At 44.2% G+C, this 24,068-nt stretch carries 22 protein-coding genes; 14 read left to right on the forward strand and 8 right to left on the reverse strand.

The window, feature by feature from the left end:
- Positions 1-41: 41 nt before the first annotated feature.
- Complete coding sequence (chlP, locus tag B1A85_RS04150; protein WP_104546296.1) at positions 42-1,262, reverse strand: geranylgeranyl reductase; 1,221 nt, start codon at positions 1,260-1,262, stop codon at positions 42-44.
- Between the two features lie 567 nt (positions 1,263-1,829).
- Here chlP and B1A85_RS04155 point away from each other — a divergent pair.
- The 6 genes from B1A85_RS04155 to B1A85_RS04180 all read left to right on the forward strand — a co-directional run bounded on the left by B1A85_RS04155 (position 1,830) and on the right by B1A85_RS04180 (position 7,723).
- Positions 1,830-2,846 carry a sulfate/molybdate ABC transporter ATP-binding protein gene (locus B1A85_RS04155; RefSeq protein WP_104545626.1) on the forward strand — a complete coding sequence of 339 codons (1,017 nt, stop codon included), beginning with the start codon at positions 1,830-1,832 and terminating at the stop codon, positions 2,844-2,846.
- 86 nt (positions 2,847-2,932) lie between these two features.
- Positions 2,933-4,588: an ABC transporter substrate-binding protein gene (locus tag B1A85_RS04160; protein ID WP_104545627.1), complete on the forward strand. Its 1,656-nt coding sequence runs from the start codon at positions 2,933-2,935 to the stop codon at positions 4,586-4,588.
- Between the two features lie 149 nt (positions 4,589-4,737).
- On the forward strand, positions 4,738-5,784 hold the full coding sequence (locus B1A85_RS04165; RefSeq protein WP_104545628.1) for an ABC transporter permease: 1,047 nt from the start codon (positions 4,738-4,740) through the stop codon (positions 5,782-5,784).
- 80 nt (positions 5,785-5,864) lie between these two features.
- Complete coding sequence (locus B1A85_RS04170) at positions 5,865-6,050, forward strand: hypothetical protein (RefSeq protein ID WP_104545629.1); 186 nt, start codon at positions 5,865-5,867, stop codon at positions 6,048-6,050.
- A 53-nt stretch (positions 6,051-6,103) separates the two neighbouring features.
- Positions 6,104-6,697 (forward strand): GNAT family N-acetyltransferase, encoded by a 594-nt coding sequence (locus B1A85_RS04175; RefSeq protein WP_104545630.1) that lies wholly within the window; start codon positions 6,104-6,106, stop codon positions 6,695-6,697.
- 465 nt (positions 6,698-7,162) lie between these two features.
- The gene (locus tag B1A85_RS04180; protein ID WP_104545631.1) at positions 7,163-7,723 is read left to right on the forward strand and encodes a hypothetical protein; all 561 of its coding nucleotides are present in this window, start codon (positions 7,163-7,165) and stop codon (positions 7,721-7,723) included.
- A 23-nt stretch (positions 7,724-7,746) separates the two neighbouring features.
- Here B1A85_RS04180 and B1A85_RS04185 read toward each other — a convergent pair whose 3' ends face one another.
- The 5 genes from B1A85_RS04185 to B1A85_RS04205 form a co-directional block, all read right to left on the reverse strand.
- Positions 7,747-8,892 (reverse strand): histidinol-phosphate transaminase, encoded by a 1,146-nt coding sequence (locus tag B1A85_RS04185; RefSeq protein WP_104545632.1) that lies wholly within the window; start codon positions 8,890-8,892, stop codon positions 7,747-7,749.
- A 41-nt stretch (positions 8,893-8,933) separates the two neighbouring features.
- Complete coding sequence (locus tag B1A85_RS04190) at positions 8,934-9,563, reverse strand: YqiA/YcfP family alpha/beta fold hydrolase (protein ID WP_104545633.1); 630 nt, start codon at positions 9,561-9,563, stop codon at positions 8,934-8,936.
- Between the two features lie 4 nt (positions 9,564-9,567).
- Positions 9,568-10,941 carry a glutathione-disulfide reductase gene (gene gor, locus B1A85_RS04195; RefSeq protein ID WP_104545634.1) on the reverse strand — a complete coding sequence of 458 codons (1,374 nt, stop codon included), beginning with the start codon at positions 10,939-10,941 and terminating at the stop codon, positions 9,568-9,570.
- 153 nt (positions 10,942-11,094) lie between these two features.
- Positions 11,095-12,438, reverse strand: coding sequence for a glutathione-disulfide reductase (gene gorA, locus B1A85_RS04200; protein ID WP_104545635.1), 1,344 nt, complete (start codon positions 12,436-12,438; stop codon positions 11,095-11,097).
- Between the two features lie 163 nt (positions 12,439-12,601).
- Complete coding sequence (locus B1A85_RS04205; RefSeq protein WP_104545636.1) at positions 12,602-14,107, reverse strand: pyruvate kinase; 1,506 nt, start codon at positions 14,105-14,107, stop codon at positions 12,602-12,604.
- A gap of 700 nt (positions 14,108-14,807) precedes the next feature.
- On the opposite strand from B1A85_RS04205, the gene B1A85_RS23810 reads away from it, so the two are divergent.
- The 5 genes from B1A85_RS23810 (at position 14,808) to B1A85_RS04220 (ending at position 18,166) form a co-directional block, all read left to right on the forward strand.
- A complete protein-coding gene (locus B1A85_RS23810; protein WP_168192340.1) occupies positions 14,808-14,969 on the forward strand; it encodes a glycosyltransferase family 1 protein in 162 nt (53 codons plus the stop codon).
- 77 nt (positions 14,970-15,046) lie between these two features.
- On the forward strand, positions 15,047-15,928 hold the full coding sequence (locus B1A85_RS04210) for a hypothetical protein (RefSeq protein ID WP_104545637.1): 882 nt from the start codon (positions 15,047-15,049) through the stop codon (positions 15,926-15,928).
- Between the two features lie 76 nt (positions 15,929-16,004).
- Positions 16,005-16,160: a hypothetical protein gene (locus tag B1A85_RS23815; protein ID WP_168192341.1), complete on the forward strand. Its 156-nt coding sequence runs from the start codon at positions 16,005-16,007 to the stop codon at positions 16,158-16,160.
- 170 nt (positions 16,161-16,330) lie between these two features.
- A complete protein-coding gene (gene gap, locus B1A85_RS04215) occupies positions 16,331-17,323 on the forward strand; it encodes a type I glyceraldehyde-3-phosphate dehydrogenase (RefSeq protein ID WP_104545638.1) in 993 nt (330 codons plus the stop codon).
- Positions 17,324-17,470: 147 nt separating this feature from the next.
- A complete protein-coding gene (locus B1A85_RS04220; protein ID WP_104545639.1) occupies positions 17,471-18,166 on the forward strand; it encodes a 2,3-bisphosphoglycerate-dependent phosphoglycerate mutase in 696 nt (231 codons plus the stop codon).
- A 302-nt stretch (positions 18,167-18,468) separates the two neighbouring features.
- Here B1A85_RS04220 and B1A85_RS04225 read toward each other — a convergent pair whose 3' ends face one another.
- Positions 18,469-19,701: a CCA tRNA nucleotidyltransferase gene (locus tag B1A85_RS04225; RefSeq protein WP_104545640.1), complete on the reverse strand. Its 1,233-nt coding sequence runs from the start codon at positions 19,699-19,701 to the stop codon at positions 18,469-18,471.
- Positions 19,702-19,838: 137 nt separating this feature from the next.
- Between B1A85_RS04225 and B1A85_RS04230 the strand changes: the two genes are divergently transcribed.
- Complete coding sequence (locus B1A85_RS04230; protein WP_104545641.1) at positions 19,839-20,087, forward strand: Ycf34 family protein; 249 nt, start codon at positions 19,839-19,841, stop codon at positions 20,085-20,087.
- Positions 20,088-20,178: 91 nt separating this feature from the next.
- Positions 20,179-20,823 (forward strand): tRNA (adenosine(37)-N6)-threonylcarbamoyltransferase complex dimerization subunit type 1 TsaB, encoded by a 645-nt coding sequence (gene tsaB / locus B1A85_RS04235; protein WP_104545642.1) that lies wholly within the window; start codon positions 20,179-20,181, stop codon positions 20,821-20,823.
- 443 nt (positions 20,824-21,266) lie between these two features.
- On the opposite strand, the gene B1A85_RS04240 is transcribed toward tsaB, so the two are convergent.
- Entirely contained in the window at positions 21,267-22,382 is a 1,116-nt protein-coding gene (locus B1A85_RS04240; RefSeq protein ID WP_104545643.1) for an ABC transporter permease, read from the reverse strand.
- Positions 22,383-22,636: 254 nt separating this feature from the next.
- On the opposite strand from B1A85_RS04240, the gene B1A85_RS04245 reads away from it, so the two are divergent.
- Positions 22,637-23,935: an efflux RND transporter periplasmic adaptor subunit gene (locus B1A85_RS04245; protein ID WP_104545644.1), complete on the forward strand. Its 1,299-nt coding sequence runs from the start codon at positions 22,637-22,639 to the stop codon at positions 23,933-23,935.
- Positions 23,936-24,068 lie beyond the last annotated feature (133 nt).

The following is a 24,068-nucleotide window of genomic DNA, read 5'->3' on the forward strand; positions in this document are numbered from 1 at the left end:
GTAATTTTAATTCCGCGCGATCGCCCTGTTAAAGCTACTTATTAAGGAGCAAGTGCGTTACCGCGTAACAAGCTACCAAGGGTTTTTGCCGTAATCTTCATTTGAGTAATCGGATTAGCAGGTACGACCGTTTTATAGAGATAGCTATCAAACGTCAGTCGCTGGACATCCCGATCCGCGCACATCTCAACAAAAGCTTCGCGCGTTGCATCGCTGCGGTAAAAGACCGTTTGCAGTAAATCTAATACTTTGTAGGTCATGCCATATTTTCGATCCCAGCGCTTGAGGTAAACTTTTAGTTCATTCTCTGTGGGAATGCGAGTTCCACCTTGAGAAACCTCCACAAGCGTTTCCGCACACATCCGACCTGATTTTGCGGCAAAGTAAATACCTTCACCAGAAGACTTCGTGACATAACCTGCGGCGTCGCCAACAAGTGCCACGCGTCCAACAACACGGCGAGGACGAGGATGTTCTGGAATTGGGTGTGCTTCTACTTTAATGATTTGACCGCCGACCAGTTTTCGCGCCGCCCGCGCTCGAATTCCAGCTTGCAACTGTTTGATGCTCGCTTTGTTGACTTGCATTGTACCCGTACCGACAGCAACGTGGTCGTATTTCGGGAACACCCAAGCGTAGAAATCGGTAGAAACGTCGTTACCGACGTACATCTCTGCTAAGTCATTGTAGTACGCCATTTGTGCTTCGGGTAAGCGAATTCGCTCTTGGAAAGCGATCGCATAGTTGTAATCTCCTGCATCAATTTCTTTGGCGATGCGAGAGTTTGCCCCATCAGCACCGATAATGGCATCAACTTTTAAAGATTTAGCGATTCCTTGCGCGCCACCTTCTGAATGGTCTACATAGTGAATCGTATAAGGGTCTGTATTATTTTGCGGAATATCGAGTTTATGAACAGTGGCGTTAATTAAATTTGCACCGAGTTTGGCTGCGCGATCGCGTAAAAAGCCATCGAGAACTTCGCGACGGCACATTCCTATATATTCATCTTCATTGACTAAATTGATATCCACCTCGCGGTTTGAGGGGGAAATCATCTTCATCTTCCGCACTTGACGGTCAATAATCTGCGGCGGTAGATCGAATTCACTCACCATACACAGCGGAATTGCTCCGCCACATGGTTTGGCGTTGTCTAGCTTGCGTTCAAACAAATATGTTTCAATTCCAGCTTTTGCCAAGGTTTCGGCGGCTGAAGAACCAGCTGGACCTGAGCCTACAACAGCAACCCGTAGTGTCAAAGGTCTTCTCCCAATCTTCATGAGCTAGAAAAGCATCGTATCACGGACTTTTGGCTTGCTCAGCGACTTTTTGTGAAGATGTGACTGAAATGCAACAGACCTTAATATTTTGATACTTAAGATGAGTTCGGTAAAAATAAACATAACTTAAGGGCTGGTAATTGGTAACTGGTAATTGGTCAACCAGATATTTATTGCCGATTACTTGTTACACAACATTTGTTGTGTCTGATATTTAATTATGCCCACCTATCTTATATACAGGGGTCGGGGACGTGAAACACCTATATCTTCTCCTCAAATCGGCAATCTCTGGTTTTATAAAAATCTGTATTTTATGTAACAAAAATATTGATCGACATGAAATCTTTACATTAAAACTAAGATCTTGTAAAGATACAAAACGCAACAAGTAAAGCTTTATATGATATAAAACTACAGTAACCCCATCAAAAAACCGGAGATTAGCTCTCAGTTCAAAAGCTGAATCTAGCTTTATAGACATTCAGTAGAAACTTTCCAGCTTAGTGCATCATCACCATATATTTCCTCCAGAGGTTGCTCACCGTGGGTATTGTAGTTGAAAACGTATCAAAGCAGTTTGGCAGTTTTCGGGCTGTTGACGATGTCAGCCTAGAAATCAAATCGGGTTCGTTAGTAGCGTTACTCGGACCATCAGGTTCGGGTAAGTCTACGTTATTGCGATTGATTGCTGGTTTAGAACTACCCGATAGCGGCAAAATTTGGCTGACAGGTAAAGATGCGACCTATCAAAGCGTGCAAGAACGCAATATTGGATTTGTGTTTCAGCACTATGCACTCTTTAAGCACATGAGCGTGCGACAAAACATTGCTTTTGCTTTAGAAATTCGCAAAACACCGAAAGCAAAAATTAAAGCCCGAGTAGACGAATTACTTGAACTGGTGCAACTAAGTGCTTTAGGAAATCGCTATCCCTCACAACTATCGGGTGGTCAAAGACAACGCGTTGCTTTAGCACGGGCGCTAGCAGTGCAGCCGCAAGTACTTCTCCTCGACGAACCATTTGGCGCCCTCGACGCCAAAGTCCGCAAAGATTTACGCGCTTGGTTGCGCAAATTGCATGATGAAGTTCACGTAACCACCGTATTCGTGACGCACGACCAAGAAGAAGCGATGGAAGTTTCGGATGAAATCGTGGTGATGAATAAAGGTCGCGTCGAGCAAATCGGTACGCCAGCAGAAATTTACGATCATCCGGCGACGGCGTTTGTCATGAGCTTTATTGGACCAGTGAATGTGCTACCAAGTACATCGCATATTTTTCAAGGTAACGGGTTTGAATCTACACATCCAGAAATGTTCTTGCGTCCGCAAGACGTGATTGTACAACGCGAGCAAAATGGTACAACGGTATCCGCACGGGTCAGTCGGATTATTCACCTAGGTTGGGAAATTCAAGCCGAATTGACATTAGATGACGGACAGGTAGTTACAGCACACTTAAGTCGCGATCGCTTTGATGAATTACAACTGCAACCGCAAGAAAAAGTTTACGTAAAACCCAAAGATGCCAAATCATTTCCGCTATACTATTCAATTTAGTTACTAGCCGTTAGCTTATCCGCAGGGGGAACCAAGTTACAGCTTGCGACTCATAGCTAATGGTTGCTCTAGGATAGTCAAACGTTATGAATTGGTTGGTATCTCGCAAGCGCTTGTGGTCGCTAGGAAAATTTATCGGGCTATCGCTGTTGTGCTGCTTTTTGGTTATTAGTTGTAACAACCCGCAGCCAGGAACAAATTCTTCAACAGTCAATACAACCGCTGGAAATAGCGCCCGCTTAGTTGTTGGTACAACACTCAGACCGCGTACGCTCGACCCCGCCGATAATTATGAACTAGCAGGTTCTAATGTTATGACGAGTTTGAGCGATCGCCTGTACACGTACGAGATTGGTACAGGTGAATTAGTGCCTCAACTCGCAACTGCTTTACCGCAAGTGAGTGCAGATGGATTAACCTATACAATTCCTGTACGTCAAGGCGTCGTATTCCATGACGGTACTGCCTTTAATGCCGAAGCAATGGCATTTTCGCTCAATCGTTTTATTCAAAACGGCGGAAAACCAGCCTCTTTGTTATCGGATGTCGTCGATTCGGTACAAGCGTCAGGAGAATACGAACTCACAATTAGACTCAAAAATGCTTTTGCCCCGTTTCCTTCGTTACTCGCGTTTCCCGGATTGTGCGCGGTATCGCCGCAAGCTTACGAAATTGGTACAGGAAAATTTAAACCGCGCGAGTTTGTGGGAACAGGTCCTTATCGCTTAGTCCAGTTCACGCCGAATTTGATTCGGATGGATGTGTTCGATCGGTACTGGGGCGAAAAACCGGCAAATCAGGGTATCGACTTTCAGATTTTGTCGAGTTCGGCAAACTTATTTAATTCTTTCCGCACGGGTCAAGTCGATATCGCGTATCAAACCTTTGACCCAGAACAAGTGCAGAGTTTAAAACAGCAAGCGCAGTCTAACGGTTGGCAGGCACTAGAAGAAAAAAGTAATGTAGTTACACATTTAGGCTTAAATGCTAAGCAGCAACCATTAGATAATCCAGTGGTGCGACGCGCGATCGCGGCAATGATTGACCGCCCGCTACTGACGCAGCGCGTTTATCAAGAGCAAGCTGAACCGCTGTATAGCATGATTCCCAATACGTTCGATAGCTACAAGCCAGTTTTTCAAACAACTTATGGCGATGGAAACGTCGAGCAGGCAAAAGCTTTATTAGCTCAAGCAGGTTATACGCGTGAAAATCCCCTAACTTTAGAAATTGCGTATCCAGTCTATTCGCTAACTCGCCAACAAGTTGCCAGTACATTGCAAGAGTATGGTTCGCAACGACTTGATGGTGCTGTACAAATTCAAACGAAAGCCGAGGAAGGAGCAACATTTTTTGCCAATATTTCGAAGGGAGTCTATCAAGCAGTTTTACTCGACTGGTATCCTGACTTCAGCGACGCAGACAACTATATTCACCCGTTTTTGAGCTGTACGCAAGGTAATGCAACCGATGGGTGCGAGCAAGGAGCAAGTCAAAGCCAAGGGTTATTTTATTACAGCGATCGCATGAATCAACTGATCGCGCAACAACGCCAAGAACAAAATCCCCAAACTCGCGCCGCACTCTTTGCTCAAATTCAAGATTTAATCGCCCAAGACGTACCCGCGATTCCGTTAGTCCAAAACAAGGATTATGCGTTTGGTCAAAGAACGATTCAAGGCTTGCAAGTAGATCCGATCCTCAAACTCCCTTTGTGGAATATCGAAAAAGCAAGTAGTTAGTAGCTAGTGGCTAGTTATAAGCTTTGAGAGTGTGTTGTGGAGCAGGAATAAATTCTGCGGTGTGTGAGTTATCTAGAAAACAGTATTTTTCCTCTGCTCCTCTGTCCCCTTTTGCTTTTCTGCTTCTTTAACCCCCCGATCCCTTACTCATGTCTCGTATCAAAGCACTTCAGTATTACATCCTGGCACGGTTGCTGCTTGCACCACTGATGATTTGGACGATTGTAACAGTGGTGTTTTTTCTGCTACGAGTACTTCCCTGGTTACTACAATCAACAATTGGCGATCCTGTAGATGCGGTGCTTGGAAGTCGCGCTCCAGAAAGTGTGAAGGAGGAATATCGCCAGCGCTTAGGATTAGCCGATCCATTGTGGGTGCAGTATTTGCGTTATCTTGGCAGTCTCCTTCGCTTTGATTTGGGTTCTTCACTGACGAGTCAAGGCGAAGCTGTCTGGGATACGATTGGACGACATTTTCCCGCAACAGCAGAACTTGCTGTGTGCAGCATGGCGATCGCGCTGTTAATTGGCATTACAGTAGGGATGCTAGCGGCGTCGCGCCCTAACTCTTGGCTCGATATCGGCGGACGCTTATTTGGCATTATTACTTATGCGCTACCCATGTTTTGGATGGGAATGCTGATGCAGTTACTATTTGCAGTACAACTGGGCTGGTTTCCGATTGGCGATCGCTTTCCGGCGTCTTTGTTTCCGCCCTCAGGTCCTACAGGGTTGTATACAATAGATAGCCTGCTTGCAGGAGATTTAACAAGTTTCTTCACCGCGCTGTATTACCTTTTCTTGCCAAGTTTGACACTGGGTTTACTCTTAAGCGGTATATTTGAGCGAATTGTACGCGTCAATCTCAAGCAAACGCTGCGTGCTGATTATGTAGAAGCCGCCCGCGCCCGAGGAATTCCTGAACGGCGGATTTTAGTCGCCCATGCGCTGAAAAACGCGATGATTCCCGTGATTACCATTTTGGGACTGACATTTGCATCATTGCTTGGTGGAGCAATTTTAACCGAAGTCACATTTTCTTGGCCAGGACTTGCGAATCGACTTTACGATGCAATTTCGCTGCGCGATTACCCGACGGTGCAAGGTATACTTGTGTTTTTTGCCGTTTTGGTAGTTATTGCGAGTATTGCAATCGATATCTTGAATGCTTATATTGACCCGCGAATTCGATATTGATCCTCATACTTTACGCGCAGTAAGTTCAAAAGCGTGGCACAGTGATATATAGATGTCTACTAAGGCTTCGATAGTTGCCCATGAACCGCTCAAAAATTGTTGCGATTATTACAGGTGCAATTTCCTTAATTCTGGCGATCGCCTATCTTGTCATTGTTCAAATCCTTGACTTTCGCGGTGAAATGTTACCTGCACCCACAAGTCAACTCGAGCTACCGCCTGTTGCTGTGCTTTTAATTACACCTCACATCCATTACCAACGCTGACGTTAACCACATTCATCGATTACGATAATGAGCGATAGCGTCTTATGTGATTTTTGACAATTTCCACTAACTTGCAGTTACCAGCAAATTTTACTTCTGACCAAAATTGCCAATTTGAAATTCGTGCGGCGCAAATCGAAGACGTACCAGGTTTAACGGAAATCCTCGCTGATAGCTTTCATTCGCAGGATGGTATTCTAGGCTGGACTTATCCTTTCTTAAAGCTGGGGATTTATGAGGATCTCCGCAATCGATTGCGAACTACAACAGAGCATCATATTTGTTTGGTTGCTGCGGATTGTAGTTCTAACGATCGCTTAGCAGGAATTGTCGAGTTGTCGCTGCGGTCAAAAACTCCTTTTACTAACCAACGGTTTCCCTACATCTCCAACTTGGCAGTTTGCCATCATTATCGCCGTCGTGGAGTGGCGCAACAGATGCTGTTAAAATGCGAACAAATCGCGCTAGCGTGGGAATACAAAGATCTTTATCTACACGTATTAGAAAATAACCACCAAGCTCGTCAATTGTACTGTAAGTTGGGCTATCAATTAGAGCAAGTTGATTTTAGTTGGAGTCATTGGTTACTCAGACGACCGCGTCAAATTTTGCTACATAAACATCTTGAAGCAAGCTACCTTCGCTGACTATAGCTTGCTCTTTCCATCGCGCGCGATCGCCAAATGACTTGCTTGTGATTCAACTAGCAACGCATCATTTCACTGCTCTTAGAGCGCATGTGTCACTATTTTCTTACATTTTGGCAAGCTAATTTTATGCTATCACCTAAAATAGTACTGCGATTTTCATTAAGTAGAATCGCGCTCTTTTCTGAAAGATACTGTTTTGGAAAAGTATTTTCAGGTTCGCTTGGTATAGCTTCACAGAAAATTTACGCGAGTCCTGTCAAACTTTATTAAGACTTTAAGTTTATATCACCTTCCTCGGATGTAGCTGACAATTGTTTAGAATAAAATAAGCAGTGAATTAACACTAAGCCTGCTTTTGGTCATCCAGTCATAATCATTTGCGTTTGGGAAGCAGTAATTCTGTTTTTTTCCTTAATAACTATTAGCGTGCGAAATACCAGAAACCTATATTTAGGAAACCAAATGGATAGCGAAAATCAGCAGCGCTACCAACAACCTCCTATAGCCTTAGCTTGCTTACCTGTGAGCAATTTTCATTTTTCAGGTTGCCATGACCAGTGTACCAGTAGAAATAACAGTGCTGACCACAGCGCTTCAGAAATTCTCAAACTACTGCGTAGTGGGCAAGTGCTGATGGTAAATAGTCGTCGCCGCAATGGTTTAATCCTTTATAAAGGTTTCCACGCGGAGTTTGCTGGACCTGGTGCAGCAGTAGGCAGCTTTTACGATCGCGATTGTGACTGGGCTTTACCTGTAGGAAATCTTTCCTTACTCACGCCAGAATCGCATGAGGAAAGACAAAAAGCTTATTTGATTAGGCGACAGTGGATTCGCTTGATCAAACAAATTACTGAGAAGTCGCAGCCCCAACAGCGCGTCCAAAAGATTCTAGAGCAATTTGAGCAGTATTTTGATTCTCAAACTGTAGCGCAAATACCCGACGAAGCCTTTGCGCGATTAGTCGGCGTGCTACCGCAAACCGCAAACATTGTTCGCAGTGCGGTACGCATTTTAGAAGACTAGACGATAAAGTGCAAATTTTACCTTTAACTGAAAGCGTCCCAGTTTTTGACAGCAGCTTCCAAGCGCGTGAGTGTACGCGAGTTTTCTGCAGGACTGCCCACCGTAATCCGCAATCCACCGCTAAGTAAACGCACAATAGTCCCACTACATCGCAGTTGCTGTGCTAAGTCAGCGAGTAATTGATTGGCTCGCACGGGATGATTAATTTGGACATAAACAAAATTGGCAGCACTGTTATTGACTTTAAGTGCAGAGTACTGAGATAGTGCTTGAGCGAGTTTGGTACGTTCCTCACAAATAAGTGGAATAAATTGTAGTAATAAATCGCGCTGTTGTAAAGCAAGAAGGGCAGCGACTTGGGAGAAACTTGGCAGGTTATAAGGTAAGCGAACTTTTTCCAGAATTGTCGTGATTTCTAAAGACGCGATCGCATATCCGACGCGCAAAGCGGCAAGGCGAAACGCTTTAGAAAATGTTCGCAAGACTACCCAATTAGGTTTTTGGGATAATTCACTGACAACTGATGTTTGACTAAACTCAAAATACGCTTCGTCAATGACGACAAGGATATCTTGGGGTAAGCTACGCAGCCAATCTAACTCAGCAGCTGTTAAAGCATTTCCTGTAGGCGAGTTGGGATGAACAACAAACACCACGCGAATTGGTGGGTTATTGGTTGTTTCAATAGCGGTTTGGGCTGCAACCCAGTCGATGGCAAATTCTGAGTTGCGTTCAATGGTAATAACAGGGATTTTGAGTGTTTCTGCTAAAATGCCGTACATCGAAAACGTTGGATTGGCAACTAAAACTGAACCTTCGCCCCCAAGACAAGTTGCAATTAATAAGGAACGAATCAGTTCGTCAGAACCGTTACCAACCGAAATTTGCTTAGGTGCAATTGTGCCTTGTCGCAAATTTGCCGATTGATTGACATACTCAGCGATCGCTTCTTTCAATACCGCGTGTCCGCCATCTGGATAGCGATTTGTCTCGATCGTTTCTTGATAAATCCAAGCAAGTTTTTGCTTTAACTCGCTTGGTAGATCGTACGGACATTCGTTTGTATCTAATCGATCAATAACTGACGTAATGGGTTTACCGTCAGTACTATTTGGATGGGGTGTATATGAAGTCAGTTGAACTAAATCCGATCGGATAAATGGCAGCATTGCTAGTGGCTAGTGGTTAGTTACTAAGTTGTTAGCAGCCATCACACTTGACAAAACGATTGAATAGCTTGCCAAGTTTCGGGCATAACATTACCTAAAGCATGATCGCTGTCTACTTCGATTAATTGCACCCAAGAACGTTTGGCGGCAAAATCGCGGCTAACTTGGATAGGTATGACTTCATCGTGAATGCCGTGAATAATCAATGTGGGAACGGGGCGTAAGAGATGATCGTCATTGTATTGGGGCACGTCGCGGGCGAATTCGTAACTTAAGGGTAGCGATCGCTTTTCACCGTAGTGATAAACCATTAAATACTTTTGTTGTTCCCATTGTTGGATTTTTTCAGTTCCGAGTTGCGGTAGCCAGTGCGACAGAAAAGCAAACGCCGGGGCGAGTAAAACTAATTTTTCGACCTGCGGATGTTGTTCCGCAAGCCAAGCGGCGGTTAAGCCTCCAAAACTCGAACCAATCAAGGTAACGGGTTCATTTTTGGGTAATAGTGCTGAAACTTGCTGTAATTGGCGTGTCAGTGTAAGTTGTGTAAAATCACCTTGGTTGAGATCGGGGATTTGCAATGTATGGTGTACCTCTGCAAAGCGATCGCGGAGATAGACCGCTTTGGCGGATTGAGGACTCGATGCAAAGCCATGGAGATAAATGAACTGCAACTTCTTAACGGAGGGTAACGAATTCTTCAGCTGTCGAAGGGTGGATGCCAACAGTGGCATCAAAATCTTTCTTCGTAGCACCCATTTTAATCGTAATCGCGATTCCTTGAATCACTTCCGCTGCGTATTCGCCTACCATGTGCGCGCCTAAAACTTTGTCAGTATTGCCATCGACGACTAATTTCACGATTGTTTTTTCGTCGTCTCCTGTCAGCGAGTGAAATAACGGACGAAATCGCGCGCGATAGATTTGTAAGGCGTCCCCACATTTTTCTCTTGCTTGCTCTTCAGTTAAACCAACCGTAGCGGCTTCGGGGTGTGAAAATACAGCAGAAGGAACATTTTCGTGACTCATTTGGCGGCGATGATTGCCAAACTCTGTATCGGCAAACGCACGTCCTTCCGCAATGGCGACTGGAGTCAAGTTAATTTTATCGGTACAATCTCCAACGGCAAAAATGTTCGGTTGAGAGGTTTGGCTGTAGTCATCAACGGCGATCGCCGGATTTGTTGTATATCCTGGTCCTTCAACATTTGTCGGCACAATCTCGACACCTGCGTTTTCTAAACCCAAACCATCAATATTGGGTATTCTTCCAGTTGCGGCTAGGAGTGTATCGGCAATTATCGGTTGATGTTCTCCTGATAGCGTTATTTTCAAGCCTTCAGCAACGCGCTCGACTTTTTCGACTTCCGTATTCGTGATAAACTTTACGCCGTGATGTGTCATTCCGTCTTGAATGCCAGTACGAATATCGTTATCGAAGCCGCGTAGAATTAAATCTCTGCGGATAATTTGCGTAACTTCACAACCCAATCCCCGCATAATCGAGGCAAATTCTACACCGATATAACCTGCACCCAGAATTGCGATATGTTTTGGTTGTGCTGGCAAATGGAACATCTCGTTCGAGGTGATGGCATATTCGATTCCTGGAATATCTGGCTTCACCGGACGCCCGCCGACTGCAATCAAAATCTTATGTGCAGTGACTTTGCGATCGCCTACTTCAACGGTGTGGGGATCGACCAACGTTGCGCGGTGAGGAATAAGTTCAACGCCTGCTTTTTCCAGAAATCCGACATGTAATTGCGACAGTCGCCGCACTTCTTTATCGATTGCCGTTATAAAATACTCCCAGTCAAGTTCCGTTTCACCCACGTGCCAGCCATAACCTGCGGCATTGCGAAATAGCTGGGGAAAGCGCGAACCATAAACCATCAGTTTTTTGGGAATACAACCACGGATGACACAAGTTCCGCCCACGAGGTCTTGTTCAGCGATCGCGACTTTTGCGCCGTAACTCGCCGCCCGTTTAGAAGCGGCTAAACCTCCAGAACCCGCACCAATTACAAACAAGTCGTAATCATAGTTCATTCATTTTCTCCTTTCTGTCGCACTGCCATAGCACGCGCATAAAAGTAGTAATCGGTAAAGCAATTGTTAGAAAAATCAACACTATTAGTAGCTCTCTATTACCAATTACCAGCTTTTGGATTATGTTTGTGCTTACCTATTGACTTACTTGATTCAATCTAGCGTGAGAAATTCTTCTCCAGTAGTAGGGTGGATACCAATTGTGGCATCAAAATCCTCTTTTGTAATTCCTTTGCGAATTGCTACTGCTAAACTTTGAATAATATCTGCAGCGTGTTCGCCCACCATATGTGCCCCAAGTACGCGCCTAGTGTTGCTATCGACAACTAATTTCATCATCGTTGGCTCATTGCGATTGACTAGGCTGTAAAGTAGTGGTTTAAATTCAGTTTGATAACACTGCACTGCATTACCACATTTTGAGTGTGCTGCGTCTTCGGTCATTCCTACTGTAGCAGCTTCAGGACGAGCAAATACTGCGGAGGTGACGTATTCGTAGTTGACTTTTTGTGGTTTTCCAAAGGCAGTTTTTGCAACAGCTTCACCTTCTGTTCGTGCTACAGGAGTCAATGGAACGCGGCTGATGCAGTCACCGACGGCAAAAATATTGTCTTGAGTTGTGCGGTTGTATTCATCAACTTGAATAGCACCTTTTTCCCCAAGTTCTACTCCTGCATTTTCTAGACCAAGGTCTTTGGTGTTAGGAACGCGCCCTGTAGCGAATAAAATTGTATCTGCAGTAATTGTTTCCTCAGTATCTCCTGATAAAGTGATTTGCAACCCTTGCGCGCTTTGTTGAATTTCTTTAGCCGTAGTTTTACTAAGAAATTGAATTCCTCGTTGAATCAGACCTTTTTGTACCGAAGAACGGATATCTTTGTCAAAGCCTTCTAGAATCAATTCATCGGTGTCCATTAAAGTGACTTCAACACCAAAAGCATTCATCATACTGGCAAATTCAACGCCAATATAACCGCCACCAACGATCGCTAATTTTTTTGGTAGTTGCTGTAGCTGAAACATCTCGCGAGAAGTAATGGCATATTCAATCCCAGGAACATCAGGTTTATTGGGGTGTCCGCCAACGGCGATTAGGATTTTGTCAGCCGTGATTTTGCGATCGCCGATTTTGACTGTATGCGGATCGACAAATGTTGCGCGATCGCGAATGAGTTCCACACCGTTTTTGTGTAAAGTTTCTAGATAAGACTTTTGAATACTCTCAACGTGTTGGTAGGCTTTGGCGATAAATTTTGACCAGTTAAAGTTTCTTTGGCATTCACTCCAACCGTAGCTAGGTGCGATTTGGTCTTGTAGTGCCACATCAGCAGCGTAGACAATCAATTTTTTGGGGATACAACCGCGATTAACACAGGTTCCGCCAATGGCTTCTTGTTCGGCAATTGCGACGCGCTTACCGTAGCTTGCGGCTTGTTTCGCAGCGGCTAATCCTCCAGGACCTGCCCCAATAACAAATAGATCGAAGTTATACGACATGAATTAATACTGTTCCCGTGCGATCGCTCTTAAGAGTACTCTGGTAGTTTTCATCATAAAATATCTCCGTTTGCCGTTGGAGACAATAGAGTTACATCCCTATCAACTGCTCTAGAAAATGAGTTAAGCTTTTGCCAGTCAAATTTGTCAACACATATTCAGTTTAAAACCACGAACGTAAAGCTCTTAATTGCGGTGTTTTTTTGACTTGGTGGGCTTGTAGTCGAGTCAGTACGTCATCTAGAATCGCGACTGCCTCACCGATGAAAGAGCCTTTATTCAACATCACGCACTCGGCACGTTCTGCCATTGCGGCATCGGTCATTTCCGCACGCGAAGGAATTCCTTTTTTTGCCATGTTTTCTAGTACCTGAGTTGCCCAAATTACAGGGACGTGAGCAGCTTCAGAGATCCAAAGCATTTCTTCTTGCATTTCCGCCATCCGCTGATAGCCAATTTCTACTGCGAGATCGCCCCGTGCAATCATCACGCCAAAGGGCTGTTTTCCTGCGGCTCGGACAATTAGTTCAGGAAGATTTTGGACGGCTTTTTGCGTTTCAATTTTGGCAATAATTCCTAACTGTGGTTGCTGGCGAGCTGCTAACTCTTGTTGCAATAGTTCAACATCTGCAGCTGTTTGCACAAAAGAGTAACCAACAATATCTGCATGGGTAGCAACAAAATCGAGATCGCGACAATCTTTTTCGGTCAGTGCTTTTAATGTTAGGGGCGTATCAGGAAAATTAATTCCCTTGTCTGATTTCAGTTTTTTCCCTTCAGGACTCGTTTGGGTAACTCGTAACAGGATTCCTTCTGGAACAAGTGACTCAATCTCAGTTCCAATTTCACCGTCATCAATCCACACAGTTTGTCCTGTTTTTACTTGCTCAAGTACCTCAGGAATTGTGCAGCGCGCTTGAAAGACTACATCATGTAATGGTTTGGGGCGGTCGCGGGTTAGTAAGAGGCGATCGCCAACATACAATCGTTTGCGATCTGCGAAAGCCATCACATCAGCTGTGCGAATTTTTGGTCCAGCTAAATCCATCAGTATTTTGCAAGCTTGTCCAGTTTCGGCTTCGGCTTTGCGGACATGGTTCACCATTGCTTCCCATTCTGTGGATGTATCGTGGGCGCAGTTGATGCGCGCGCAGTTTGTTCCTCGCTTTAATAAGTCTTTGACCAATTCATAATCGCTCGCAGCTTCAGTAGGCAATGTCACCATAATTCGTACCCAGCGTTCAGCATGAATATCGCCGAGTAACTCTTTGGTGTGACGACGCAATAGGCGATCGCCGCGAAAAAAAGCTCTAGTAGTGGGGTGTGGTGGTACTGTCCGATCGCGACAAATCGCGCCTAGACTCGCTATTATGGCATCTAAGTTTGGTAAAACTCGCGCTTCACAACGTCCTAGTGACGATAATCCTAATGGCATCAATGCAGCTTGCACCTGTCGTAGATCGTGCTGACGTAAAGCAAGGTAGTATGCAAGATTTAAGCCACTGATTAAAAAGCTACGTTTCGATATTCTGTTGCGCCATTGATTAAATATCTTTTGTCCTTCTGCATGAACCGATTGCCGCAATTGTTGAAGTGTTTGCAGTAGAGTACGCGGGTCTGAAAAATCTAAATCTACAGTTTCTTTAATTGCGTAACTATTACTAATCATGATTGATATTGAGCAAAATGACTTGGCAAAATCTCAATCTTTTTTACCTACTGAAAATACGGATTGTTTTTTCGTTATATATTACGCAAATGAATTTTGCAAGTTCAATATTGCTGTTTGATTCTTAAACAAAAAACTAAAATTTAAGTAAAGACTTTATTATAAGTAGCACAAGGACTTAATTACACTTTCTGTCCAAGGATAGATGTATTAAACATTTTTATACATGAATAATTTCGATTCATAGAGGGTTATTTGAACTAAATACGTGTTTATTAAACAAACGATAATTTTTCCTTTAATTAAAATTAACCTAAGCAAGTAAGTTAGAAACCAACCGCATACACTCGTGTAATTAATTATTAAAAAAAGATGCAAAGTTAGAAGGCATCTACTTAACTTCAAATATTGCAGGAACCCAATACAAAGGTTAGCAAAATTAGCCACTAACTACTGATAAAATTAATCTTCAGCGCAATTATCAATTTTTCATGATATTGATTTTGCTAAGTGGAACAGCGTCTACATAATCCAGTAAAACTGCTAAATTATCTTCTCTCAGGGCAGTTAGGACGGTTAGCAGCAGCTCTGCTCTATTGTAGAAAATTTGTAGATTTGGTTGCACAGTTTGAGGATTATTTAGTTACACAAGATACTTGAGCAAGTCAAAATTTATTGCAGGCTCAAATACAAAAAACAATTGCTTATTTTTCGATTGAATTATGTATTTACGACTCATATTCCTGTACCCGCAAGATACGACGACATTTTCCCCCGCGACCAAATTGCGCTTCTAATTGTCGTTACAGATGTGAGTGGCGGTGAAATGAAAGCGTTACTTGAACCAAGTTTAATGTCTTGAGTTAACAAGGATGCTGATAAGGATGGATCCTGCGTTACTTATCTCGATCCTGGTTGTATTAATGTCACTACGTTAAGATGGTACACAACGGCATTGAGTATGGCATCATGCAACTTATCACTGAAGCTTATGACCTACTCAAAACAGCATTGGGATTTGACCATCAACAGTTACATGAGGTCTTTTCTGCATGGAATGAGACTTTAGAACTCAACTCGTACTTGATGGAAATTACCGCTGATATTTTCCAGTACATCGATTCAAAAAACAATGCGCTGCTAGAGATAATTCTCGATGCAGCAGAACAAAAGGAAACGGGAAACTGGACAGCGATCGGTGCGATAGATTTAGGCGTACCTGTACCAACAATTATGACGGCAGTAAATGCGCGGATCGTGTCAGCCTACAAAGAAGAACGCACAAAAGCTTCTCAAGTCTTTGATAGGGTGAGTGGTAGAGATAAAGGCGAAGGTTTTGTTGATAAAGTTCGCAATGCACTTTGTTACGCGATTGTGCGCGCCTATGCTGAAGAAATGGCGTTGTTAAAAGCCGGGCAAGTACGACAATGTCATTGGAATCTTCTTGAAGTGCAACGGATTTGGAAGGGAGGCTGTATTCGTGCTGAATTTTTGCAACCAATGCAGCAGCCTTGTCCAGCGCAGCTAGTATCGAATCTGCTATTAGCTTCTCATTTTAAAGAAGCAATTTTGAGCCAACTTGCAGCTTGGCGAGAAGCGATCGCAGTTGCAATTCAATTAGATATTCTTATACTTGCGATGAGTGCTTTGCTGAGTTACCTCAATAGCTATCGCCGCGATCGCCTGCCTCAAAACTTATCTCAAGCCCAACGCGATTACTTCGGTTTGCATACTTATCACCGTATCGATCGACTAGCTACTTTCCATACTGAATGGACGCAAGTTGATGCTGAGTTACTGCAAACAGTTACGGCAGATTAAATTTACTAGTTTTCGCGCGATCGCCTACCGTCTATCTGGAGATGATTATGAAAATACTTGTTTTTGAAGCCGAACTGTGGAACAAGTCTACTCTAAATTGTTAGCAGGACAAAATAATGAGTTTTTTCCTGAACTAACAGTAGAAAATGTGGTTGTGACACCGCACAATGCTGTTAATAGTCGCGAGGTAAGAGAACTTATTTTGCAAACAACTGCTGATCGTATTACATGATGGTTGGAAGGAAAACTTGATAATGCCATTTTGAGGATTGGATAAGTATGAGACAAACCACTAAGGCACAAAGAACGCATTAGCGCAGCGTAGATTGAAGGAATATAGGAAGAATTTTTGAGTTGTTTGTTATCGAGTTTATGTAGGGAAATAGTTGTTAGGAGATGAGTATGGTTCGGATTGCAATTAATGGTTTGGGAAGAATTGGTAGAGCAGTTTTTAAGCTTGTTCTTGATGAACCTGAATTGGAATTGGTTGCTGTGAATGATTTGGTTCCTGCTGATAATCTTGCTTATTTGCTGAGATATGATACAGCGTATGGCAAGTATAAAAGACAGGTAGACAGCAGTAAAGATGGTTTGGTTGTTGATGGTAAAGAGTACAAAGTTTTTAGTGAGAAAGAGCCTGAAAAACTCCCTTGGAAAAGTTTAGAAATCGATGCTGTATTTGAATGTACGGGAATTTTTACCAAGAAGGAAGGCTTAGAAAAGCACATCAAAGCAGGGGCAAAATATAGTATACTTTCCGCTCCTGCTAAAAGTGAAGATGTGAAAACTGTAGTTTATGGTGTTAATCAAGCACCTGCAGCGGAACCTATTTTTTCTTGTGCTAGTTGTACGACAAATTGCATTACTCCAGTTGCTGAAATCATGGGCAGAAGAATTGGCGTGAAAAAAGCAATTATGACGACAATTCATGCCTACACATCTTCGCAAGAACTCGTTGATGGACCAAGCAAAAAATGGCGCCGTGGTAGGGCAGCAGCTGCAAATTTTGTGCCGACTTCGACGGGAGCAGCGATCGCCACTACGAAAGTGTTACCGCAATACGAAGGTAAGTTTGATGGCATAGCAGTTCGCGCACCAATTCCTGTAGGTTCCATTTCGGACATTAATTTTGTAACTGAACGTCCGACCAGCGTGGAAGAAGTCAATCATATTTTCCAAGAAGAAGCTGCTAGCGATCGCTACAAGGGTATTTTAGCGGTATCGAATGAAGAAATCGTCTCTGCGGATATTGTCAGCGACCCTCATGCCTCAATTGTCGATTTAACCATGACCCAAGTAGTTGATGGTGACTTGGTTAAGGTTATGAGTTGGTATGACAACGAGTGGGGTTATGCCAGTCAAATGGTACGCACAGTTGTGAGTCTATTTAAATAACCTCTCACACATCAACACAAGCGCGAACGAATTCGCCGCTAGACAAACCTAGCTTCACCTGCATGGAATTACCAAGTGTGCGAAGAAAGCACGCTTTGTTTCGGTAGCCCCGAAGAGAGTCGAAAGGCATCTGTAATTCATCACCAAATGGCAACACTGATCTTAGTTCGTCACGGTCAAAGTACCTGGAATGCTGCTAACCGCTTTAGTGGTTGGGTGGATGTTCCCCTTAGTCATGTCGGTCGTCAAGAGGCGATGCAAGCAGCAGAAAAAATCAGTTTTTATCGCATTGACGTGTGTTTTACAAGCCTACTTGTACGTGCGATAGAAACAACTGCCATTTGTCTAACTGAAGGTAGTGGGGCTTCTCGCCGCAAAAGTCCTGTTTTCAAACACGATTCTGATGACCCCAATTGGCACGGTTGGGATCAATACGAAGGCTACATCGAAGAAGAAATTCCGATTTTCATGAGTCCAGCTTTGGACGAACGCTACTATGGCAGATTGCAGGGATTTAACAAAGCAGAAATGGCAGAAAAATTCGGTCAAGATATCGTGCATCAATGGCGGCGATCGTTTGATGTTCGTCCTCCAGGTGGCGAAAGTTTGAAAGACACGGCAGCACGAACGATTCCTTTCTTTCAAAACCGAATTTTAAAGCATCTCACAAACGGCGATAATGTCCTAGTTTCTGCTCACGGTAACTCTTTACGCTCGATTTTGATGTATTTAGATAATCTTAGTCCCGAAGAAGTGCCATCTCTAGAATTGGCAACTGGCATCCCGATTGTTTACGAAATCGATGCTGAGGCAAACATTATAGACAAAGTTATTTTAGATTAATCATGTTAGTCCTGCTTGTTCTGATTGCGACACAATTAAAGCAGAGGGTAAAGTCACTTCACTTCAATAGTAGTAAGGATATGGTTGTAGTTACGGCTGACTTACCCTTAGTCATTACAGGCGTAACTAATACCATTTCGCTTGAAATCTGCAAATAGACCACAGAGGGGCTTCGAGTGCAGAAGAGAAATTAATTGTAGTTCTTATTTTGAGAAATGGTATAGCTTGGTTAGGGCGCATCAGGTTGGTAAGAAAACCACAGTTTGATCTTCATATTTGAGTAATAAGAGGTACAAAAAGCTCTAACTATCAAGCATTTGGGAAGCATATTCAAGCGCTTGAGCAGCTGTAGTAATTTTGCCTTCAGCTTGGGCGATCGCAATCTCTGTAAGTAACCTTCCTACTTGAGGTCCTGGTTTAATTTTCAGGGCTTGGATTAAGTCTTGACCTGTCACTAGCATTGTAGGATGTGCGACAGGATCTTGAGGGTTCAGATAGCGGTTGATTAGAGGTGCGATCGCCTCGATTAAACTTCCTTTGGCAACAGCTAAAAGTGCGATCGCCGGAAAAACTCTTCCAGCTTCTTGAAAGAAAAAATACTGTTCGCGGACAGACAGCGGAGCAGTTTGTAGTTGTGGTAGTAGTTTAAGTAGTGTGGTGACGCCGCGAATTTCTGCCCGACTGCAGGTGAGTTGCATTAATTCAGCTTCAGCGGTTTCTAGTTGGGGAGTGACAAGACACGCGAGTTTCGCAATACCTAACCATGTTGTTTTGATTGTGTCGCGTATATGTTGGTAAAGTTCGACGTTGAGTTGCGACCAAATTTCTGAAAGTTTTACCACTGCAGTATCGACGGCAGCGATGTCGTTAACATTAGCGTTGGGAAACCAATATTTAATTAAGCCATCCTCCGCAGCCTTTTGCAACCACAAAGTTCCTTGAGAGTGGGCAAGAAGATAGCTGAGTTCTACCCGCACTCGTTCAGCAGCAACGCGTTTAATCTGCGGTGCTAAAGTTCGAATCGCCAAGCGAGTATTTGACTCAATCGTAAAACCAAGCTGTGCAGCTTGACGGTAAGCGCGTAGTAGTCGTAAAGGATCGTCTTGTAAATTTTGTAGCGATACCATCCGCAAGCGCTGCTGTTGTAAATCAATACAACCGTCGAGAGGATCGATAATTTCTTGCGTATGGGGGTTGTAGGCGATCGCATTTACGGTAAAGTCGCGCCGTCGCAGATCGGTTTCTAAACTCGAACCTTCTTGTCGTGCAAAATCAACTGTTGCTTGGGGAAACACAACCCGCGCAATTTGGCGTTGAGCGTCGAGAATCACAAAACCTGCTTTGTAATGATATGCTAGCGATCGCGCTGTTTCTATAGCATTTTCTGGTAAAACAAAATCCAAGTCCAAGTAATCAGCACTGCGCCCTAATAAAGCATCGCGCACTGCCCCACCAACCAAGTAAATTGGTTGCGGTAGCAAATCCAAGCTAAAACACCATTTTTGGGGAGACAATCTAGATAAATTACGGCACATTGCCACATCAATCAGTTGAGCCGCCAGTACAGATTTGTAACTAGGCGTAAGATGTTATTATCTACCTCAGTTAAGATAGAGGCAATCACTCATCCTAAGTTAGGAATTGAACAAGACATTAGCCTGGAGTTCGTTTTATGTGTATTTGCGTGAACTGCCACTATGTCGATCGCTGCATCACATACCACGCGGTTGAAACTCAGCACGAACAGCCTCACTTAACTGAAAACCCTACTTTTGACCCGATTGAACCTTCAATTAACGTTAACATTCGTACTAAAGAAGACGTAATTGAAATGGAGTACGATGTCGTTGGTTGCGTTAGCTTTAAGCGCGAAATGGGCAAGTGGGCAAAACTACGCCCTGGGGAACTGGTACCTACCTAGAGGTTGTCGTTATACCTAATAGCTAATTGCTACTACAATAGAGCATGGCGGCTACTTAATAAGTGTAAAGTAGCTGCTTTTGTTTGAGCAAATGTCGATGCCTAGCGTTCGCCTTCAGTCACATAAGTATGGTCTTGCGATTCATACGAGTAGTCCAGAATTAGGCTTGGCGCTGAGTAATTTTACAAATGACTCGCGCACAGCGACATGGAATCTTGGACGCGATTTATCTAACTTGTTACATCAGTATTTAATTGAGTTTATTCAACCCCAGACGTGGAGGGATTTAGCGTTCATTGCTGTAGCTAAAGGACCAGGCGGTTTTACGGGAACTCGTATCGGTGTTGTCACAGCGCGGACTTTGGCGCAACAATTGAATATTCCTGTATTTGCGGTTTCGAGCTTAGCAGCTGTTGCTTGGTTCCACCACAATCTCGCACCTGCATCTGTCTATGCAGTACAACTTCCTGCACAGCGCGGGCAACTCCACGCGGCAATCTATCAAGCTAACTCTGAAGGAAATGGTCTTTTCGCTTTACTGCCAGATACCGTATTGACTCCGGAAGCATGGCAGATCAAATTAGATGGCTGTAACGAATACAAGTTGATTCACGCGCAAAATTATTTGGGAACTTCAGTGAAAAGTTTATTAGAACTTGCTTACTTTGATTGGCAGCAAGGGGTACAACCCCATTGGTCAGAAGCGCTGCCTTTTTATGGTCAAAATCCTGTATAGTACTGAATGAAGGGTATAGTGCCTGCTGCAATCACTAATTTTTGCAAAAAAATGCTCTTTCAAGGAAATAATGGAAGAGCTTTAGTTAGCAGATACTAACCAATAAATTGAAGACAACCAAGGCGATCGCTACCTAAGACCACTCTGATAGAGACTTTAATCTCCCCTCGACAGCAACGAAGTGGAGGAGGCGACAAAAACTCCACACCGCCTTGTTTACCTATACTTGATGCATTGTCCAACTGCCTGACGTCGCCCTCCTTCGGTAGTTGACTATAGGTCACAGTGGCGCAACCCCTATCCAATGCATTTCGTGTTTGTTTGTTTATCAGAATACCAATTTGCTAAATAAGTTCTGTCGTTCGCTGGGCAGAAAGGCGTTCACTCCCTGGGTGGATTTACTTAAAACCGAAAGCGAGCCATCTGACTCACCCCTGCTATAGCTACCGTTGCAAACTGCGAGGATCGAGCGCATCGCGTAAGCCATCGCCGAGCAAATTGAACGCGAGGACAGTGAGAATAATAAGTAATGCTGGAGGCCAAATCAACCAGGGTTGGAGAACGAGAATCGAGGCGTTTGTCGCGAGCGATAGCATATTACCCCACGACGGATCGGGTTGCTGAATTCCTAATCCGATCAAACTCAGAACGGACTCAGCGACAATAAAACCTGGCACAGCCAAAGTCGCTGAAATAATGATATAAGTTGCCGTTTGCGGCAGAACATGGCGAGCAATGATATAAAACGGATTTGCCCCCATTGATTTTGCAGCTTGTACAAACTCGCGTTCTTTAATTGATAAGACTTGTCCGCGAATGACTCGTGCTAACCCTGCCCAGCCGATAAAGGAAGTAATAAAGACAATCAAAATAAATCGTTGGGTGCTGCTCAATCCTGGTGGTAAAACGGCAGCCAAGGCAACTAACAAGTAAATACTAGGTATCGTCATCAGCACTTCGACGATGCGCATTAGTATGCTGTCAACTAAACCACCAAAGTATCCCGAAATACCACCAATAAGCATACCTAAAGGAAAGGTAATTGCGATACCAACTAAACCGATACTGAGGCTAATTCTACCTCCGTGTACCAAGCGACTAAATTGATCGCGTCCTTGCTCGTCAGTGCCCAACAAATTAAATCGTGCTTCCCCGGTTGTACCAAATAAATGTAAATTTGTTGGAATACCACTAAAAATTTCTACTTCTTCAAACGTTGGCGGTAGCGGTAAACTCAAGCGAAATAGGTTGTAGGTATAGCCGCGAGTCAACAAGCGTAACCCAGCAGGATTTGCATAGTCTACGATCAGTTCGCGATCGCCTGTTTCTAAATCGGTTTGTCCTTGTGTTGTCGGATAAACGTGCGGTCCAATAAACTCTCCTGCACGATTACGCCAGTAAACTTGCGTTGGTGGTAGTAGCGAACCGTTGATTTGTGATGTATAAGGATCGTAAGGAGCGACAAAATCTGCTGCAAAGACTGCGGTGTAGAAAATTAGAAGTAATATAGCTCCAAAGCGGGCGAGAGGATTTTTCTTAAGTCTTTGCCACCAGTTCATGAACCACTTTGTCCTAAAATCATAATCTATTGCTTTGAATTCTAGCCTGATGTCATGTAAGGGGTGAGTTATATAGAGAATACTATTCTTCCTCTGCACCCTCTGCTTCTTCAACTCTCCGACCCCTGACCTCTCAATTCTTACTGCGGTCTAACTCACAAGACGATTAAATGAGTCATAGTTAAGATATAGCAATAAATTACAACGTTTCTTAAGCAAAGTGGCTAGTACTGGCAGCGCGTGGAGGTTTGGCTGTGACCCAAAAAGTGGAAGTAGATAATCAGCTAGAGTCAACAGAAGTCACCGTTGTTGACAAGGCGAATTATCAAAACGTTTCCCAAAGGCGATCGCGTCAATGGCTGATTCCGTTGGTAGTTGGTACAGGGTTAGGAGTTGCAATCACTTTTGGGGGAATGCGCTTTTTTTCGCGCCCAATCACCGCGCCAAACCAAACGCCGCAGCAAACCGCAGCACCACCAAGTATAAGTGTGACAGTAGAACCAGTCCGCAGGACGCCGGTAGCGCGATCGCTGAGTGTCACAGGTACAGTAGCTGCGCGCGATTTAATTTCTGTATTACCGCAAACAAACGGTTTACAGATTCGGCAGATTTTAGTACGCGAAGGCGAAAGCGTCCGTGAAGGGCAAGCAATGGCGATTTTAGATGATGCGGTGATTCGCGCGCAAATTGACCAAGCACGAGCAAATATCGAATCTGCACAAGCCGTCATTGGTCAAAGACAAGCTGCGTTAGCACAAGCGCGCGCTAGTTTAGCCGAAGCCGAACGTAATTTAGAACGCTACGAACAACTTGCCAGTAATGGGGCAATTAGCCGCCAAGAATTAGATGCACGCGCTACAGCAACAGCCACCGCTCGCGAAGCCGTCCGCGTTGCCCAAGCAAATGTGAGTAGTGCCGAAGCTGATGTGCGTAGTAGCCGCGCCGCTTTACAACAATTAGAAACGCAGTTGGGACAAACTATAGTTCGCGCCCCCGCAAGTGGTTTAGTTGCCGAAGCGATCGCTACAATCGGCAATGTCGTTAGCACTTCGCAGCCCTTATTTTCCATCATTCAAAACAACGCTTTAGAACTCGCTGCTCAAGTTCCGGCAGTGCAGTTACCACAAGTTGAAGTCGGTGCACCTGCTAAAGTTACGTCAGATACAGATTCTCGCGTTCAGCTACAAGGACGCGTGCGCGAAATTGCGCCACTAGTCGATACCCAAAGCCGCCAAGCCACAGTCCGCATTGACTTACCCCCAACGTCTTTGCTACGTCCAGGAATGTTCGCGCGTGCTGCCATTACTACTGCAACCGTTTCTGGCATTACAGTTCCGGCAAAAGCTGTCGTCCCACAACCTGATGGCAATGGAATTGTGTTTGTTCTAGTAGGTGAAGATACTGTCCAAGCACGATCTGTCGAAGTTGGAGAAGTTCTTAACGATGGCAACATCGAAATTAGTAGCGGCTTAAGTCCAGGCGATCGCATTGTTGTTTCTGGTGCTGGCTATCTCAACGATGGCGATCGCGTCCGCGTCGTAAACGGTGATTAGTGGCTAGCTTTGAGTGGTGAGTTTTGAGTTAACACTCTATTTGTCATTATTTACTCTTCTGTGCTTCCTCTGTTCGCGCCAGTTGCTCCCACGTGAGATGAACCTCCGCACCGCACTGGCTCCTGAAGCTTCC

Source organism: Chroococcidiopsis sp. TS-821, from assembly GCF_002939305.1.
Classification (GTDB): Bacteria; Cyanobacteriota; Cyanobacteriia; order Cyanobacteriales; family Chroococcidiopsidaceae; genus Chroogloeocystis.

Bases quoted from the DNA above. Each gene is read 5' to 3' on its own strand.
- B1A85_RS04160 (WP_104545627.1), top strand. From the start codon at position 2,933: ATGAATTGGTTGGTATCTCGCAAGCGCTTGTGGTCGCTAGGAAAATTT.
- B1A85_RS04165 (WP_104545628.1), top strand. From the start codon at position 4,738: ATGTCTCGTATCAAAGCACTTCAGTATTACATCCTGGCACGGTTGCTG.
- B1A85_RS04170 (WP_104545629.1), top strand. From the start codon at position 5,865: ATGAACCGCTCAAAAATTGTTGCGATTATTACAGGTGCAATTTCCTTA.
- B1A85_RS04180 (WP_104545631.1), top strand. From the start codon at position 7,163: ATGGATAGCGAAAATCAGCAGCGCTACCAACAACCTCCTATAGCCTTA.
- B1A85_RS04185 (WP_104545632.1), bottom strand. From the start codon at position 8,892: ATGCTGCCATTTATCCGATCGGATTTAGTTCAACTGACTTCATATACA.
- gor (WP_104545634.1), bottom strand. From the start codon at position 10,941: ATGAACTATGATTACGACTTGTTTGTAATTGGTGCGGGTTCTGGAGGT.
- gorA (WP_104545635.1), bottom strand. From the start codon at position 12,438: ATGTCGTATAACTTCGATCTATTTGTTATTGGGGCAGGTCCTGGAGGA.
- B1A85_RS04205 (WP_104545636.1), bottom strand. From the start codon at position 14,107: ATGATTAGTAATAGTTACGCAATTAAAGAAACTGTAGATTTAGATTTT.
- B1A85_RS04210 (WP_104545637.1), top strand. From the start codon at position 15,047: ATGGTACACAACGGCATTGAGTATGGCATCATGCAACTTATCACTGAA.
- gap (WP_104545638.1), top strand. From the start codon at position 16,331: ATGGTTCGGATTGCAATTAATGGTTTGGGAAGAATTGGTAGAGCAGTT.
- B1A85_RS04220 (WP_104545639.1), top strand. From the start codon at position 17,471: ATGGCAACACTGATCTTAGTTCGTCACGGTCAAAGTACCTGGAATGCT.
- B1A85_RS04225 (WP_104545640.1), bottom strand. From the start codon at position 19,701: ATGTGCCGTAATTTATCTAGATTGTCTCCCCAAAAATGGTGTTTTAGC.
- B1A85_RS04230 (WP_104545641.1), top strand. From the start codon at position 19,839: ATGTGTATTTGCGTGAACTGCCACTATGTCGATCGCTGCATCACATAC.
- tsaB (WP_104545642.1), top strand. From the start codon at position 20,179: ATGTCGATGCCTAGCGTTCGCCTTCAGTCACATAAGTATGGTCTTGCG.
- B1A85_RS04240 (WP_104545643.1), bottom strand. From the start codon at position 22,382: ATGAACTGGTGGCAAAGACTTAAGAAAAATCCTCTCGCCCGCTTTGGA.